Here is a 15,312-nt window from a genome sequence, read left to right on the forward strand (position 1 = left end):
CCTGGAGAACGCCCATGACGACGCACGCGGTCTCGACCGATACGGGGCTCGACGCGCTCTTGACCTTGCTTCATCTGCAAGGCGTGGCGGCCGACCGCGATCAGCTCAGGCACCGGCTAGGCACGGCAAGCTTCGGCGCAGCGGACATCATCCGCTGCGCCAGGTCGCTCGGACTGAAAGCACGAACCTATCGAACGCAATGGAGCCGTCTGTCGGACAGTCCGTTGCCGGCAATCGCGATGCTGCGTGACGGCAGTTTCATGGTCATCGCAAAAGCCTCCGCCGACAAGGTGCTGGTGCAGTCGCCGGTGGCGCGGCGGCCGGTGTTCATGGAGCGCGACGAGCTGTGCGCGATCTGGGACGGTGGATTGATCCTGATGGCCCGGCGCGCCGGACTGTCCGACCCCGGGCGTGCCTTCGACATCACCTGGTTCATCGGCGCGATCGGAAAATACCGGCGGCTGTTCGGCGAGGTGCTGGCCGCCTCGTTCTTTCTCCAGCTGTTTGCGCTGGTCTCGCCGCTGTTCTTTCAGGTCGTGATCGACAAGGTGCTGGTGCACCGCTCGCTGTCCACGCTCGACGTGCTCGTGATCGGCCTCGTCGTCGTCTCGCTGTTCGACACCGTGCTCGGAATTTTGCGCAATTATCTGTTCTCGCATACGACCAACCGCATCGACGTCGAGCTGGGGGCCCGCCTGTTCCATCATCTGCTGGCGCTGCCGATGGCCTGGTTTCAGGCCAGGCGAGTCGGCGATTCCGTGGCGCGGGTCCGCGAGCTCGAGAACATCCGCAATTTCATCACCAGCTCGTCGCTGACGCTTGTCATCGACCTGGTCTTCACCTCGGTGTTTTTGGCGGTGATGTTCGCCTATTCGCCGATGATGACCTGCATCGTGCTCGGATCGTTCCCGTTCTACATCGCGATCTCGGCGGTCGCGACGCCACTGTTTCGCCGCAGGCTGGAGGAGAAATTCCGCCGCGGCGCCGAGAACCAGGCTTTTCTGGTCGAGAGTGTCAGCGGCATCGAGACGCTGAAGGCGATGGCGGTCGAGCCGCAGATGCAGCGCCGCTGGGAGGAGCAGCTCGCCGGCTACGTCTCGGCGAGTTTTGGCGTCACCAGCCTCGGCAACACCGCGAGCCAACTGGTGCAGTTCGTCAGCAAGGTCGTCACCGCTGCGATCCTCTATGTCGGCGCGCGGCTTGTGATCGGGGACGGCCTGACCGTCGGCGAGCTCGTGGCGTTCAACATCTTTGCAGGGCGCGTCTCGGCGCCGGTGCTGAGGCTGGCGCAGGTCTGGCAGGATTTTCATCAGGCACGGCTCTCGATCGCCCGGCTCGGCGACATCCTCAACAGCGCCGCGGAGCCGGCTTGCTCGGCGGCCCGCGCCGGGCTGCCGGCACTGCAGGGCAATATCCGCTTCGAGCACGTCGCGTTCCGCTACCGGCTCGACGGGCCGGAAATCCTGCACGACGTCTCGTTCGATATTCCGGCCGGCCAGACCGTCGGCATTGTCGGATCGTCGGGCTCGGGCAAGAGCACCTTCGCAAAGCTGGTGCAACGGCTCTATGTACCGCAGGGCGGCCGCGTGCTGATCGACGGCATGGATCTTGTCATGACCGACCCGGCCTGGCTGCGGCGGCAGATCGGGGTGGTTCTCCAGGAGAACATGCTGTTCAACCGCTCGGTGCGCGACAACATCGCGCTCGCCGATCCGACCCTGCCGATGGACCGAATCATGGAAGCGGCGAAGCTTGCGGGCGCCCATGATTTCATTCTGGAGCTCCCGGAGGGCTACGACACCGTCGTCGGCGAGCGCGGCTCGACGCTCTCGGGCGGGCAGCGCCAGCGCATCGCGATCGCCCGCGCACTCGTGACCAATCCGCGCATCCTGATCTTCGACGAAGCCACCAGCGCGCTCGACTATGAAAGCGAGCGGATCATCCATGACAACATGAACAACATCGCGAAGGGCCGCACTGTCCTGATCATCGCGCATCGTCTCTCCACCGTCCGCGGCGCCGACCGCATCTTCACGCTGGAGCGCGGCCGTCTGGTCGAGGACGGCACGCATGACGCCTTGATCAGGAACGGCGGCCGCTATGCCACCTTGCACCGGCTTCAGGGAGGGATCTATGAGGTCGGCTAGCACCGCGCCGGCCCGGAAGCCGGAGCAGACCGTCGTTCCCTTCCGGAAGGCGAAGAGCCGGCGTGCCGAGGAAATCGCCTTTCTCCCGGCAGCGCTGGAGATCACCGAAACCCCGCCATCGCCGATCGGCCGCGCCATCGCGATGGCGCTGATGGCCCTTGTCTGTGCGGCGCTCGCGTGGTCCGCGTGGGGTACGATCGACATCGTGGCGTCCGCGACCGGCAAGGTGGTGTCGAGCGGGCGCAGCAAGGTGGTGCAACCGTTCGAGACCGGCGTGGTGCGCGCCATCCAAGTGCAGGACGGGCAGGCGGTCAAATCCGGCGACGTGCTGATCGAGCTCGATCCAACCGTGAACGCCGCGGAGCGCGATCACCTGCACGACGATCTCGTGGCCGAACGTCTCAATAGCGCGCGCCTCCGCGCGGCGCTGGCCGCGGGCGAGGATGGCTCCGCCGATCTCGTTCCTCCCGCGAATGCCGATCCATCGCTGGTCGCGACGCAGCAGCAGCTTCTCGCCAACCAGGTGAGCGAGCACCGCGCCAAGCTCGCGGCCCTTGAACGCCAGGAGGCGCAGAAGGACGCCGAGCATCAGACCATCGCGGCGACGATCCACAAGCTGGGTGCATTGCTCCCCGTGACCGAGCAGCGCGTCGATATCCGCAAGACGCTGATGGAGAAGGAGATCGGTTCGAAGCTGACATATTACGAGACGCTTCAGCTCCAGATCGAGCAGCAGGAGGAGCTCGGTGTCCAACGCAGCCGCCTGAAGGAGGCCGAGCAGGCCGTCGCCGCGATCCGCGAGACCCGAATCCAGGCCGTGGCCGAGTATCGCAAAAGCCTGTCCGATGAGCTTGCCAAGAGCGGGCAGAAGGCCAACGGGATTGCGCGGGACCTGATCAAGGCGCAGCAGAGGACGCAGCTCCAGCAATTGACGTCACCGGTCGACGGCGTCGTGCAGCAGCTCGCGGTCCACACCATCGGCGGCGTGGTCACGCCGGCGCAGTCGCTGCTCGTGATCGTGCCGTCAGACACGCGGCTCGAGATCGAGGCGATGATCTCCAACCGCGACATCGGCTTTGTCGAGGCCGGGCAGGGCGCTGCCATCAAGGTCGACACCTTCAACTTCACCCGTTACGGCCTTTTGGAAGGCCGGGTGCTGAGCGTCTCGCAGGACGCCATCATTCGCGACCGACCGCCGGAGCGTAGCGGCGACCGCGCGGCCGGGACGCGGCACGATAGCAGCGAGCCCGACGGGCAGGAGCTCAGCTACAGCGCGCGTATCTCGCTCGATCGCGCGCAAATGCAAGTGGAAGATCGGCTCGTGAACCTGTCGCCGGGAATGGCCGTGACGGTGGAGATCCGAACCGGCTCGCGCACGATTCTGAGCTATCTGCTGTCGCCGCTGCAGCGCTACCGGCACGACATCATGCGGGAGCGTTAGTTCGCCGCCTGATCAAACTGCGCGCTCGCCTCGAGCCACTGTTCTTCCGCGCGCGCCAGCGCGTCGGCGGCGTTGGCGCGAGCCTTCGACAGTTGCGCGGCCTGCTTGGGATCCCGGGTGAAGATGTCGGGCAGGGCGAGCGCGGCGTCGATCTTGGCGATGATGTCGCTGACGCGCGCAATCTCGCTCTCGGCCTCCGCGATGCGTTTCTTCAGCGAGCCGCGATTGTCCGATTTGGGGCGCTGCGGCTTTTCGCTCGCCATGCTGCGCTCGCGCGGGGCGGGCTCGCCGTTGCGCGAGGACAGCACCAGGCGGCGGTACTCGTCGAGGTCGCCATCGTAATTGGTCACGGTGCGGTCGGCGACGATCCAGAGCTGGTCGGCGCAGGCCTCGATCAGGTAGCGGTCGTGCGAGACCATGATGATCGCGCCGGGAAACTCGTTGATCGCTTCGGCAAGTGCGGCGCGGCTGTCGATGTCGAGATGGTTGGTCGGCTCGTCCAGGATGATCATGTTGGGGCCGAAGAAGGTGGCAAGGCCCAGCAGGAGCCGGGCCTTCTCGCCGCCCGAGAGTTTGCCGGCCTTGGTGTCGGCCGCCTTGCCGGAGAAGCCGATCGCGCCGGCGCGGGCCCGCACCTTGGCTTCGGGCGCATCGCCCATCAGCTTGCGGACGTGGTCGTAGGCCGAGGCGTCCTCGTTCAGCTCGTCGAGCTGATGTTGCGCGAAATAGGCGATCGACAGCTTGTCGGCCCGCGTCACCTTGCCGGAGAAGGGCGCCAGACGCGCGGCGAGCAGCTTGACGAGTGTCGACTTGCCGTTGCCGTTGGCCCCTAACAGCGCAATGCGGTCGTCGTTGTCGATGCGTAGCGTCACGCGGCTCAGCACCGGTGTCGCCGGATCGTAGCCGACCGAGGCGTTGTCGACGGCGATGATCGGCGGCGAAAGGATTTTCTCCGGTGCCGGGAAGGTGATTTCGCGGACGTCCTCCGTCACCAGCGCCGCGATCGGCTTCAGCCGCTCCAGCATTTTTACGCGCGATTGGGCCTGGCGCGCCTTGGACGCCTTGGCCTTGAAGCGGTCGACGAAGGCCTGCAGGCGGGCGCGCTCCGCCTCCTGGCGCTTGACCGCCTTGGCGTCGAGCAGCTCGCGCGCGGCGCGCTGCTCCTCGAAGGAGGAGTAGGTGCCCTTGTAGAGCGTGAGCTTGCCGCGCTCCAGATGCAGGATCTGGTCGACCGAGCTATCCAGCAGGTCGCGGTCATGGCTGATCACGATCACGGTGCGCGGATAATGCGCGAGATGATCCTCCAGCCACAGCGTGCCTTCGAGGTCGAGATAGTTGGTGGGCTCGTCGAGCAGCAACAGGTCGGGTGCTGCAAACAGCGTCGCCGCCAGCGCGACGCGCATGCGCCAGCCGCCGGAGAATTCGGCGCAGGGCCGCAACTGGTCGGCGGCGGAGAAGCCAAGGCCGGAGAGGATGGCGGCCGCACGTGCGGGCGCCGAATGCGCGTCGATATCGACGAGCCGGGTCTGGATCTCGGCGATCCGGTGCGGATCGGTCGCGCTCTCGGCTTCGTGAAGCAGCGCGTCGCGCTCGAGGTCGGCCTTGAGCACGACCGAGATCAGGCTTTCGGGGCCGTTCGGTGCTTCTTGCGCCAGGCTGCCCACGCGCCAGCGGGGCGGCAGCGTCACCGAGCCGTGCTCGGCCGCAAGCTCGCCGCGGATCACCTTGAACAGCGTCGATTTGCCGGTGCCGTTGCGCCCGACCATGCCGACCCGCGAGCCGGGCGTGATCTGCACGGAGCTGTTATCGATCAGAAGGCGTCCGGCGAGGCGGATGGAGAGGTCGGTGATGGAGAGCATGCGGCCTTGTCACCGCAGCCGGGATCAAACGCAACCCGATTTTTCGCAAGCCAATATTTCGTCAGTGCTGGTCGCGCTCGCGCTTCCTCAACTCGTCCATCAGCTGTTCGAGATGCGTCGGGAGCCGGGGGTCGGGGCGAATGCTCTGCTGCAGCCGTTCGCCCACGGCATCGCAAATCGCGCGGCTGGTGCGCCGGTCGATCTGTTCGCTGTCATTGGCAGAAGGGCTAGCCATCGCAGGGTTCCGTATTTGCAAAGTAAACGACACGGTACCAAGTCATTGGCGCCCAAATGGTTTCGCGAGCGTCAGGCTGGCCTGGCATTCTAGTAAAAATTGTATGAATTCGTCGTATCTGCCCAAATGCAAGGCCCCGGCGGGGGGGAACGCCGGGGCCTTGCTTGGAAGGTACTGCAGGGGGAACAGTACCTCAGGAAGGTATTTAGAAAGGTGCTTCAGAAGGTGCTTGCGGGCTCAGTAGCAGCGGTTGATCAGCCGCCAGCGGGGTCCCCAGGGGGTCGGCACCAGCCGGCGCACATAGCAGCCGCCATAACCGTAGGAGACGGGGGCAGCATAGAAGCGCGGTCCGCCCCAGCCCCAGCCGCCGTGATGCCAGCCGCCACCGCCGTGCCAGCCCCAGCCGCCGCCATGCCAGTGAGCGGAGGCGGAGGTGGGAGCCAGCGCGGCACCCAGCGCGACCGCGGCGACTGCAGCGAGCGAAAGTTTCCTCAACATGGTGATCTCCTCAAAACTGCCGGCGCGGGGCAATCGCGTCGATGGAAAGGCCGCCGAAACGGTTCGCCTCGGGGGGAGGCTTTGGTTTCGATGGAATTGACGTTACGCCAGCGAGACTGAACCAAAACCTGATAGAGCCTTCAGATTGGGTTCATCTCCGTGAAATCGTCGTAATCCATGTTGGAATCCGGCCGGGCGAAGCGACCGCAAAGCCGTTCCGGCGGTCGCTTGCCGGATCGCGAACGCGCCGATATAAGCCCCGCAACTCCGAACCACCCTTTTTCTCTTCAAGGACAAGATCATGGCCATCGAACGCACTTTCTCGATCATCAAGCCCGACGCGACTGCGCGTAACCTGACCGGCGCCGTGAACGCCGTGATCGAGAAGGCGGGCCTGCGCATCGTCGCGCAGAAGCGCATCCGTATGACCAAGGAACAGGCCGAGACGTTCTACGCCGTCCACAAGGCCCGTCCGTTCTTCGGCGAGCTCGTGGAGTTCATGACCTCGGGCCCGGTTGTGGTCCAGGTGCTGGAAGGCGAGGGCGCGGTCGCCAAGTACCGTGACGTAATGGGCGCGACCGATCCGTCCAAGGCGGCCGACGGCACCATCCGTAAGCTCTACGCAAAGTCGATCGGCGAGAACTCCGCCCACGGCTCGGACGCCCCGGAGACCGCCGCGATCGAGATCGCGCAGTTCTTCTCGGGCAACGAGATCGTCGGCTGAGCTTTCAGCCGATAAGTTAAGTCGACGGGGCGAAAGGACGTATTGTGAACTGGCTCTGGCAGATCTTCGATCCCGCCACGATCGGGGCATTCTTCACCCAGTTCCGCAATGAGATGGCCGAGCCGACCTTCTGGATTGCGGTCGGCAAGATCATCTGGATCAACATCCTTTTGTCCGGCGACAATGCGCTGGTGATTGCGCTTGCCTGCCGCGGCCTGACGCCGCGGCATCGGCTGTGGGGCATGGTGCTCGGGGCGGGCGCTGCGGTGCTGCTGCGGATCATCTTCACCGGCATCGTCGCGAGCCTGATGGCGCTGCCGTACCTCAAGCTGGTCGGCGGCCTCGCGCTGATCGTGATCGCGGCAAAGCTGCTCGTGCCCGAAAACGAGGACGAGGACGGCGTCGAGTCGGCCTCGCATCTGTGGCAGGCGGTGCAGATCGTCGTCATCGCCGACATCGTGATGAGCCTCGACAACGTCATTGCGGTCGCCGCGGCGGCCAATGGCAGCGTGCCGCTGCTGGTGCTCGGCCTTGCCATCAGCGTGCCCCTGATCGTCGCCGGTGCGGCGCTGATCATGGCGCTGCTGTCGAAGCTGCCGATCCTGGTCTGGGCCGGCGCGGCGCTGCTCGGCTGGATCGCGGGCGAGGTGATCGCAACCGATCCCGGCATCGCGCCGAAGCTGCACACGCTATCCGAAGGTCCGTTCGGCACCTCGCTGGACAAGATGCTCGGCAGCCTGCACGTCCCGCCGCAATTCGCCCATGGCGGCGGTGGCGCGGAATATCTCTGCGCAGCGCTCGGCGTCATCGTCGTGCTGCTGGTCGGCTCGATCTGGCGCCGGCGCAGCCTGAGTCTCGCCGCGCTCGAGCACGCAAAAGCGTCAGCTGAATAAGCCCTACCGCCGTACGATCGACCCCGATCGTCCGATCAGGCGGGCGAGCTGCTTGAAGCGGCTGCCGACGCGGTCGGCGACGAGATCGCCGAGCCTGTGCTCGAACACCAGCATCAGGTTGCGCCCCTGGCTGCGGAAATGCGTGGCGGGTAGCACGCCCGGGCGCGCCGCCGAGATCAGATGCGCGACACGGAACGCCGCTCCAAGGAGGCGGGCGCGCTCGAGTTGCGCCGGTGTCAGCAGCTCCTGCATCGTCAAGGGCGGCTGGTTCTCTTCGCTCAAGCCCGCATAGCGATAGAACACCGACAGGCCGACAAAGGCGCGCTCGATGTGCGTGATTGCGCCGAAATTGCCATTGACGACGAGGCTCAGCGTCTGCTCGCCGCGATGGTCGGGATGCACGCGCCAGCCGATGTCGGAGAGCAGGCAGGCGGCGTGGCGAAGCCGGCGGTCCTCCCCGGTCTCGCGCAGCTTGACAACGCGCGCGAGGCGGTCGGTCCAGGCGATCAGCTCGCGCGCATGCTTGGCCGAGCGTGACAGCAGCTGGTTCAGCTCTTCCGCCGCGCAGATCAGCCCGTCCTTGTTGCGCTCGCTCTCCGAGAGCTTCTCGTGCAGCAGACCTTCGCGCACTCCGAAGGTCGAAAACACGATGGTCTTCGGTTTTGCGACCCGGATGATGTGCTCGAGCACCAGCGCGGCATAGGTGAGGAGAGGGCGCCGCGCATCCGCGACGACCTCGATGTCGGCGAGCATGTTGGCGGCTGCAAGACGACGCAGACGACGCGAAAAGTCGAGCGCTTCGGCGGCCGAAATCGAATAGCCGTGCATCACCTGGAGCGGGTACCCGCTCTGGATGATGTGGATGCGCGCAAGCGCGCGCCAGGTGCCGCCGACCGCATAGAAGCTGCGGCCGCTGCCCGCCTTGAGCTGCGCCACATCGTCGATTGCCTCGCGGACGATGCGGTCGGCGCGCTTGAGCGATTTGTGCGCGAGGTCCTGCAGCGCGAGGCCGCCGAGCGGCAGCGTCACGCCGCTGCGCACGCTGCTCCCGCGCACGTCGATCAGCTCGAGCGAGCCGCCGCCGAGATCGCCGACGATGCCGTCGGGGCGGTGAATGCCCGAGAGCACGCCGAGCGCCGACAGCTTCGCTTCGCGCGGCCCCGACAGGATCTCGATCTTCACGGCGCAAATGCGCTCGGCTTTGGCGATAAAGTCGGGGCCGTTGGAAGCATCGCGGCAGGCCGCGGTCGCAATCGCAAACACGCGGCCGACCTGCATCACGCGGCACAACGCCCGAAAACGCTTCAGCGAGGTCAGCGCCTTGTCGACGGCATCCGGCGCGAGCAGGCCCGTGCTCTGCACCTCGCGCCCGAGGCCGCACAGCGTCTTCTCGTTGAAGATCGGAATCAGGCTCCGTGTCAGTCCCTTGTAGACGACGAGACGAACCGAGTTGGAGCCGATGTCGATGACCGCGACGCTAGCGCCACGCTTGCGCGGCCGTTTCAAGGCAGAAATCTCCGGTCAGGACTGATGGCGTTCGTTTCTGCGCGTGAGACGGCGCGGCGAGGATTCCTTGAGCGACTTTCCACGGCCAGACAGACTCGGATTTGTCATGAAGTAGTTGTGCACGTTGAAAGGCTCCTCGCCCTTCGCGGTCTTCATACGCGTTGAAGACCCGTCCGGCAACAATTGCCAGCTCTGCTCATTGTCCTTCAGGTTCGCGACCATGATCTGTTCGAGAACCTGCTGATGCACCGTGGGATTTTGCAGCGGACACAGCACCTCGACGCGCCGGTCGAGGTTGCGCGGCATCATATCGGCTGACGAGATATACACAGCCGCTTTCGCGCTCGGCAGGCCCTGGCCCATGCCGAAGCAGTAGATTCGGCCGTGCTCCAGAAAGCGTCCGATGATCGACTTGACGCGAATGTTCTCCGACAGGCCGGGAATGCCGGGTCGCAGGCAGCAGATACCGCGGACCACGAGCTCTACCTGCACGCCCGCCTGTGAGGCCTCGTAGAGCGCGTCGATGATATCGGGGTCGACCAGCGCATTCATCTTCATCCAGACCGCGCCGGGCTTGCCGTGACGCGCGTGCTCGGTCTCGCCCTGGATGTGCTCGATGATACGCTTGCGCAGGGTCAGCGGCGACACCGCCATCTTTTCCAGATCGCTTGGTGCGGCGTAGCCCGTGATGAAGTTGAACACGCGCGCGGCGTCGCGGCCGATGGTCGGTTCCGAGGTGAAGTAAGAGAGGTCCGTATAAATACGCGCGGTGACCGGGTGATAGTTGCCGGTGCCGGTATGGACGTAAGTGGTGAGGCTGCCGCCTTCGCGGCGTACCACCATCGAAAGCTTCGCGTGCGTCTTCAACTCGAGGAAGCCGTAGACGACCTGCACGCCGGCCCGTTCGAGGTCGCGCGCCCAGCGGATGTTGGCTTCTTCGTCGAAGCGCGCCTTCAGCTCGATCAGCGCGGTGACGGACTTGCCGGCTTCGGCCGCTTCCGCCAGCGTGCGCACGATCGGCGAGTTGTTGGAGGTGCGATAGAGCGTCTGCTTGATCGCGACGACGTCGGGGTCGCGCGCGGCCTGCTGCAGGAATTGCACCACCACGTCGAAGGATTCGTAGGGGTGATGGACGACCAGGTCCTTCTGGCGAATGGCGGCAAAGATGTCGCCGCCATGCTCGCGCACGCGCTCGGGATGGCGCGGCACGTAAGGGGTGAATTCTAGGTCGGGCCGGTCGAGACGGGTGAGCTGCGAGAGCTCGTTCATGGCGAGCACGCCGTCGACCAGGAACACTTCGTCGTCGGCCGCCGACAGCGCGTGCTGCACGAAGCTGCGCAGCTGCTCCGGCATCTTGGCGTCGATCTCGAGCCGGATCACCGACCCGCGGCGGCGGCGCTTCAGCGCGGTCTCGAACAGGCGGACGAGGTCTTCGGCCTCTTCCTCGATTTCGAGCTCGGAGTCGCGGATGATGCGGAAGGCGCCCTGGCCGTGCAGATTGTAGCCGGGGAACAGGCGATTGATGAAAAGGCCGGTCACCTGCTCCAGCGAGATCAGGCGCACCACCTTGCCGTCGGCCGGCAGGCGGATGAAGCGATCGATCTTGCCGGGCATGCGGATCAGCGCGTTCATCTGTTTGCCGTCGATGGCGCGCGTGAGCTGGAGCGCGATGGTGAAGCCGAGGCTCGGGATGAACGGGAAGGGGTGGGCCGGATCGATCGCCAATGGCGTCAGCAGTGGGAACACGTTGTTGAGGAAATAATCCTCGAGCCAGGTCCGCTCCGTCTTGCTGACCTCCTTGCCGTCGACCAGCGCGATGCCGACCCCGGCGAGGGTGCCGCGCAAATCGGCCCAGATCGCCTGCTGGTCGGAAGCAAGCCGCGAAACGGTGCGGTTGATGAGCGCGAGTTGCTCGGACGGGGTCAGGCCATCGGGGGCACGTTCGGCGATACCCTCGCGCACCTGCGCCTTGATGCCGGCGACGCGGACCATGAAGAATTCGTCGAGGTTATTTGCGGAGATCGACAGGAATCGTACCCGCTCCAGCACCGGATGGCTGGGATTGACCGATTCCTCCAGGACACGGCGGTTGAAATGCAGCCAGGAGAGTTCGCGATTGATGAATCGCTCGGGGCTTGAGGCGATCGCCGGAAGGCTCTCGGATTCCGTAGCTTTCTCTTTTGTTTCAATAGCTTGCACGGAATCCATGAGAAGTCGGTCCATTCAGTTCGCCCCAGTTTGCGATTTATGCGCAAAGCCGGCCGGAGCATGTGTTAGTGCGATGACGTTTCGATGACATTGATGTTCGGCTGCCTCGCCGCGTCAAGCGGGCGCAAAGGGGACCGCGGGGACTTGGGGGTCAGGCGTCGCGCAGCAGTTCAGCGGCGAGCGCCCGGGTCACGGGGCGGCCGAGCCGGAGCGCCTCGCCGTCGAGCAGCTCCACGGCGCGCCGGGCGGCGGCCGACGACCGCTCCAGCCGGGTCGCGAGGTAGCTCACCACGCTTTCGTCCACGGAGAGCTGGCGGTCGGCGCAGAACTTGACGATCAGGCCGCGGAACAGCTGGTCGTCTGGCGGCGCCAGCGAAATCACCGGAATCGTCCGCAGCCGGGAGCGGAGGTCTCGGAGCTCCACCTCGATCGCCGCCGGCGCCTCACGTCCGGTGAACAGCACATAGGCGCCGTCTTCGCGGGCGAGGTTCATCAGATGGAAGAGGGCGCGCTCGTCAAAATCCGTGGCCTTGAGATCCTCGACCACCAGCGCGCCGGTCGCGAGCGCGCCGGGGACGCTGGCTGCGGTCAGCGCATTGGCCGCGCTCGAACGGGCGCCGGCCTCCTCGGCCCAGATCGCGCCGAGATGGCTCTTGCCTGAGCCTTCGGGGCCGGCGAGCCACATGACCCGGTTCGGCCATTCCGGCCAGCCGTCGATCAGCGCGAGGCCTGCGGCATTGGCAGGGCCCTCGAGGAAATTGTCCCGGCTGAGGCTCTCCGCATGCGGAAGCGAAAACGCCAATTGTCGGGGATGAACGCGGCCTGCCACGCTTGCTTTGCTCCGTGCCGGCGCGCCGGCTGTGTTTGAAGAGGATAGACTTATTCGATCGGGAGTTGGCCTTTTGCGCGGCCGCCTCCCGGCTCATTTGGCCCCGATCGTGCTACTTGGCATCAATAGTGCTACTTGCCATCAATAGTGCTCATGTGCCGTAGCCACTCGACGAGATAGAGCGACACGGAGGACAGCGTGAACACCGTAACGAGGCCCATCAGGATTATATCATAGGGCCCCGACTTGAAGCCGAAGGCGAGCGAGGCCAGCACCAGCGCCGCATAGGCCACCTGGGCCGCGGTGTTGAGCTTGGAGACCATCGACGGCTTCATCTCGACCGGCTTGTCGAACAGCCAGGACACGATCACTGCCGCCACGATCATGATGTCGCGCGACACCACCAGGATCACGATCCAGCGCGGAATGTCGCCCCAGATGCCGAGCGCGAGGTAGATCGACACCAGCAGCGCCTTGTCGGCCAGGGGGTCGAGCAGGGCGCCTAGCTCGCTCGCCATGTTGAAGCGCTTGGCCAGAAAGCCGTCGACGGCGTCGCTGATGCCGGCGACCAGGAAGACGGTGAAAGCCACCTCCATTTGGCTCGACACGATGGCCCAGACGATGATCGGGACCAGCATGATGCGGCCCAGGGTAATGATGTTCGGAATACTCACGCGGCGCTTCCCGGCACCCGACCTGACCTCGAAATCCGGCCCCTTGGAGGCCGAACCGGTTGATATCTACATAGTATAGGGCGGGGCGCCACACTTGCCATTGCGTGTCCCCGGAATTCGACGTAACCAGCCGCAAACCCACTGGAAATCGGGCATGACCGACCGCAAAAACGGCCTCACTTACGCCGATTCAGGCGTCGATATTGACGCGGGCAACCGCCTGGTCGACCTGATCAAGCCGATGGTGCGCGCCACTGCACGGCCAGGCGCCGACGCCGAGATCGGCGGATTCGGCGGCCTGTTCGACCTCAAGGCGGCCGGCTTCAAGGACCCTGTCCTGGTCGCGGCCACCGACGGCGTCGGCACCAAGGTCAAGGTCGCGATCGAGACCGGCCTGCATGGCGGGATCGGCATCGACCTCGTCGCCATGAGCGTCAACGACCTCGTGGTGCAGGGCGCCGAGCCGCTGTTCTTCCTCGACTATTTTGCCTGCGGCAAGCTCGACCCGGAGGCGACCGCCTCGATTGTCGCCGGCGTCGCCGAAGGCTGCCGCGAGTCCGGCTGCGCGCTGATCGGCGGCGAGACCGCTGAAATGCCCGGCCTCTACAAGGACGGCGACTATGATCTCGGCGGCTTTGCCGTCGGCGCAGCCGAGCGGGGCACGCTGCTGCCGCGCAAGGACATTGCCGCGGGCGACGCCGTGATCGGCCTGGCCTCGTCGGGCGTGCACTCCAACGGCTTCTCGCTGGTGCGCAAGATCGTGGAACAATCCGGCCTCGGCTTCGACGCGCAGGCGCCGTTCGCGCCGGTGATGACGCTTGGCGGCGCGCTGCTGACGCCGACGCGGCTCTACGTCAAATCCTGCCTGCGCGCGATCCGCGAAACGGCTGCGGTGAAGGGCCTCGCCCACATCACCGGCGGCGGCTTCACCGACAACATTCCGCGCGTGCTGCCGAGCCATCTCGGTGTCGGCATCGATCTGGCGCGCCTGCCCGTGCTGCCCGTGTTCAAATGGCTGGCGGCGCAAGCCGGCATCGCCGAGCTCGAAATGCTCAGGACCTTCAACTGCGGCATCGGCATGATCGCGATCGTCGAGCCTGAGAAGGTCGACGAGGTCGTGCGGGTTTTCACCCATGCCGGCGAGACCGTGGCGCAACTCGGCACCGTGATCCCGGCCGAGGGCGAGCACCGCGTCGTCTATAACGGCCATCTCGACCTGGCGCTGTGATGAAGCGCCGCGTCGCCATCCTGATTTCCGGCCGCGGCTCCAACATGTCCGCGCTGATCAAGGCAGCAAGCGCGGCGGATTTTCCTGCCGAAATCTCGCTCGTCGTCTCGAACAAGGCCGACGCGCTCGGGCTCGAACGGGCCAAGGCGGCCGGCGTGAAAACGCAGGTGATCGAGAGCAAGCCGTTCGGCAAGGATCGCGCCGGCTTCGAGGCGGTGCTGCAGGCAGCGCTCGACCTGCACGGCATCGAGCTGATTTGCCTCGGCGGCTTCATGCGCCTGTTCACCGCCGAATTCGCCAGGGCCTGGTACGGGCGGATGCTCAACATCCATCCCTCGCTGTTGCCGTCCTTCCCCGGCCTCGATCCGCACGGCCAAGCCTTGCGCGCCGGCGTAAAGCTGTCTGGCGCGACGGTGCACTTCGTGATCCCCGAGACCGACGCCGGCCCGATCGTGATGCAGGGCGCAGTGCCCGTCGGCGACCATGATACTGGCGAAACGCTGTCGGAGCGCATCCTCGAAGTCGAGCACCGCATCTATCCCGCAGCGCTGAGCCTGCTTGCGACCGGCAAGGTCCGGATCGAAGGCGATGTTTGCAAGACGGTGGGTAGTTCGGCGTCGGAGAATTTTTTGGTTGCGCCCGTGGTGAGCTAGGGCAGAACCGCGCGGCTGTTCGATATGGTTTGCCGGCTCGCCGTTGCAGACATATCCGAGAATGCGGAAACCTGCCGCAGTCTCCTCTCCTGCGAACCGAGTACGTTTCAAGATTGCTCGGACGAGGTCGCGCTGCTGCGGCGTTTCCACGGACAGTTCTACCCACTCCATCCACACCCAGCCGTCTTGCAGCCAATGATAATACCATTCTCCATCCGGGGAGCCGTGGACGCCGCTTTCAAAGTCTTTGCAACGAAAAGCGGGTCGATCGGCTCGGTCGAGGTCGAGTATTGCAGTTCGCAGGTCTCGCCATTTGGTGTCATTAGAGCGTTAGCCCATCTGACTGAATCGTTGGGGATTCACAAATCAGCGTTTTGGTGATTCAAGCTACCCGCCGGGACGGGAGGCCGGCGGGCA

At 65.3% G+C, this 15,312-nt stretch carries 13 protein-coding genes and 1 pseudogene; 6 read left to right on the forward strand and 8 right to left on the reverse strand.

The genetic code is table 11. The features are described from left to right. The first annotated feature begins 14 nt into the window (after positions 1 to 14). Positions 15 to 2,147 carry a type I secretion system permease/ATPase gene (locus tag ABIC09_RS18665; protein WP_354110152.1) on the forward strand — a complete coding sequence of 711 codons (2,133 nt, stop codon included), beginning with the start codon at positions 15 to 17 and terminating at the stop codon, positions 2,145 to 2,147. Further along, entirely contained in the window at positions 2,134 to 3,588 is a 1,455-nt protein-coding gene (locus ABIC09_RS18670; protein WP_354082603.1) for an HlyD family type I secretion periplasmic adaptor subunit, read from the forward strand. Before ABIC09_RS18665 ends, ABIC09_RS18670 begins: the two co-directional genes overlap by 14 nt. Here the strand turns inward: ABIC09_RS18670 and ABIC09_RS18675 are convergent. The 3 genes from ABIC09_RS18675 to ABIC09_RS18685 all read right to left on the reverse strand — a co-directional run bounded on the left by ABIC09_RS18675 (position 3,585) and on the right by ABIC09_RS18685 (position 6,180). Then, entirely contained in the window at positions 3,585 to 5,447 is a 1,863-nt protein-coding gene (locus ABIC09_RS18675) for an ABC-F family ATP-binding cassette domain-containing protein (RefSeq protein ID WP_354082604.1), read from the reverse strand. The two genes, ABIC09_RS18670 and ABIC09_RS18675, sit on opposite strands and share 4 nt — an antisense overlap. Positions 5,448 to 5,508: 61 nt before the next feature. Beyond that, positions 5,509 to 5,682, reverse strand: a complete 174-nt coding sequence (locus tag ABIC09_RS18680; RefSeq protein ID WP_187435037.1) for a hypothetical protein — start codon at positions 5,680 to 5,682, stop codon at positions 5,509 to 5,511. Between the two features lie 237 nt (positions 5,683 to 5,919). Beyond that, on the reverse strand, positions 5,920 to 6,180 hold the full coding sequence (locus ABIC09_RS18685; RefSeq protein WP_148752965.1) for a sulfur globule protein precursor: 261 nt from the start codon (positions 6,178 to 6,180) through the stop codon (positions 5,920 to 5,922). A gap of 301 nt (positions 6,181 to 6,481) precedes the next feature. Between ABIC09_RS18685 and ndk the strand changes: the two genes are divergently transcribed. Together ndk and ABIC09_RS18695 are read left to right on the forward strand one after the other, a co-directional pair. Then, on the forward strand, positions 6,482 to 6,904 hold the full coding sequence (ndk, locus tag ABIC09_RS18690) for a nucleoside-diphosphate kinase (RefSeq protein WP_018456271.1): 423 nt from the start codon (positions 6,482 to 6,484) through the stop codon (positions 6,902 to 6,904). A 44-nt stretch (positions 6,905 to 6,948) separates the two neighbouring features. Then, entirely contained in the window at positions 6,949 to 7,797 is an 849-nt protein-coding gene (locus ABIC09_RS18695; RefSeq protein ID WP_148752967.1) for a TerC family protein, read from the forward strand. A 3-nt stretch (positions 7,798 to 7,800) separates the two neighbouring features. Here ABIC09_RS18695 and ppx read toward each other — a convergent pair whose 3' ends face one another. The 4 genes from ppx to ABIC09_RS18715 all read right to left on the reverse strand — a co-directional run bounded on the left by ppx (position 7,801) and on the right by ABIC09_RS18715 (position 13,014). Next, on the reverse strand, positions 7,801 to 9,303 hold the full coding sequence (gene ppx / locus ABIC09_RS18700; protein WP_354110153.1) for an exopolyphosphatase: 1,503 nt from the start codon (positions 9,301 to 9,303) through the stop codon (positions 7,801 to 7,803). A 15-nt stretch (positions 9,304 to 9,318) separates the two neighbouring features. Continuing rightward, positions 9,319 to 11,511, reverse strand: a complete 2,193-nt coding sequence (locus tag ABIC09_RS18705) for an RNA degradosome polyphosphate kinase (RefSeq protein WP_354110162.1) — start codon at positions 11,509 to 11,511, stop codon at positions 9,319 to 9,321. A gap of 151 nt (positions 11,512 to 11,662) precedes the next feature. Continuing rightward, positions 11,663 to 12,340, reverse strand: coding sequence for a P-loop NTPase family protein (locus ABIC09_RS18710; protein ID WP_148752969.1), 678 nt, complete (start codon positions 12,338 to 12,340; stop codon positions 11,663 to 11,665). Between the two features lie 131 nt (positions 12,341 to 12,471). Further along, positions 12,472 to 13,014, reverse strand: a complete 543-nt coding sequence (locus tag ABIC09_RS18715; protein ID WP_148752970.1) for a CDP-alcohol phosphatidyltransferase family protein — start codon at positions 13,012 to 13,014, stop codon at positions 12,472 to 12,474. Positions 13,015 to 13,168: 154 nt separating this feature from the next. Here ABIC09_RS18715 and purM point away from each other — a divergent pair, with 154 nt between their 5' ends. Together purM and purN are read left to right on the forward strand one after the other, a co-directional pair. Continuing rightward, entirely contained in the window at positions 13,169 to 14,242 is a 1,074-nt protein-coding gene (gene purM / locus ABIC09_RS18720) for a phosphoribosylformylglycinamidine cyclo-ligase (RefSeq protein WP_354110154.1), read from the forward strand. Beyond that, positions 14,242 to 14,895, forward strand: coding sequence for a phosphoribosylglycinamide formyltransferase (gene purN / locus ABIC09_RS18725; RefSeq protein ID WP_187435038.1), 654 nt, complete (start codon positions 14,242 to 14,244; stop codon positions 14,893 to 14,895). The genes purM and purN overlap by 1 nt, the downstream gene beginning before the upstream one ends. Positions 14,896 to 14,955: 60 nt before the next feature. On the opposite strand, the pseudogene ABIC09_RS18730 reads toward purN, so the two are convergent. Next, a pseudogene (locus ABIC09_RS18730) lies at positions 14,956 to 15,207 on the reverse strand (hypothetical protein); the annotation flags it as partial. Between the last annotated feature and the right edge of the window lie 105 nt (positions 15,208 to 15,312).

Origin of the sequence: Bradyrhizobium sp. S3.12.5 (assembly GCF_040548225.1) — a bacterium.
Taxonomy (GTDB): domain Bacteria; phylum Pseudomonadota; class Alphaproteobacteria; order Rhizobiales; family Xanthobacteraceae; genus Bradyrhizobium; species Bradyrhizobium cytisi.

Bases quoted from the DNA above. Each gene is read 5' to 3' on its own strand.
- ABIC09_RS18680 (WP_187435037.1), bottom strand. From the start codon at position 5,682: ATGGCTAGCCCTTCTGCCAATGACAGCGAACAGATCGACCGGCGCACC.
- ABIC09_RS18670 (WP_354082603.1), top strand. From the start codon at position 2,134: ATGAGGTCGGCTAGCACCGCGCCGGCCCGGAAGCCGGAGCAGACCGTC.
- ABIC09_RS18665 (WP_354110152.1), top strand. From the start codon at position 15: ATGACGACGCACGCGGTCTCGACCGATACGGGGCTCGACGCGCTCTTG.
- ABIC09_RS18705 (WP_354110162.1), bottom strand. From the start codon at position 11,511: ATGGATTCCGTGCAAGCTATTGAAACAAAAGAGAAAGCTACGGAATCC.
- ABIC09_RS18675 (WP_354082604.1), bottom strand. From the start codon at position 5,447: ATGCTCTCCATCACCGACCTCTCCATCCGCCTCGCCGGACGCCTTCTG.
- purM (WP_354110154.1), top strand. From the start codon at position 13,169: ATGACCGACCGCAAAAACGGCCTCACTTACGCCGATTCAGGCGTCGAT.
- ABIC09_RS18685 (WP_148752965.1), bottom strand. From the start codon at position 6,180: ATGTTGAGGAAACTTTCGCTCGCTGCAGTCGCCGCGGTCGCGCTGGGT.
- ndk (WP_018456271.1), top strand. From the start codon at position 6,482: ATGGCCATCGAACGCACTTTCTCGATCATCAAGCCCGACGCGACTGCG.
- purN (WP_187435038.1), top strand. From the start codon at position 14,242: ATGAAGCGCCGCGTCGCCATCCTGATTTCCGGCCGCGGCTCCAACATG.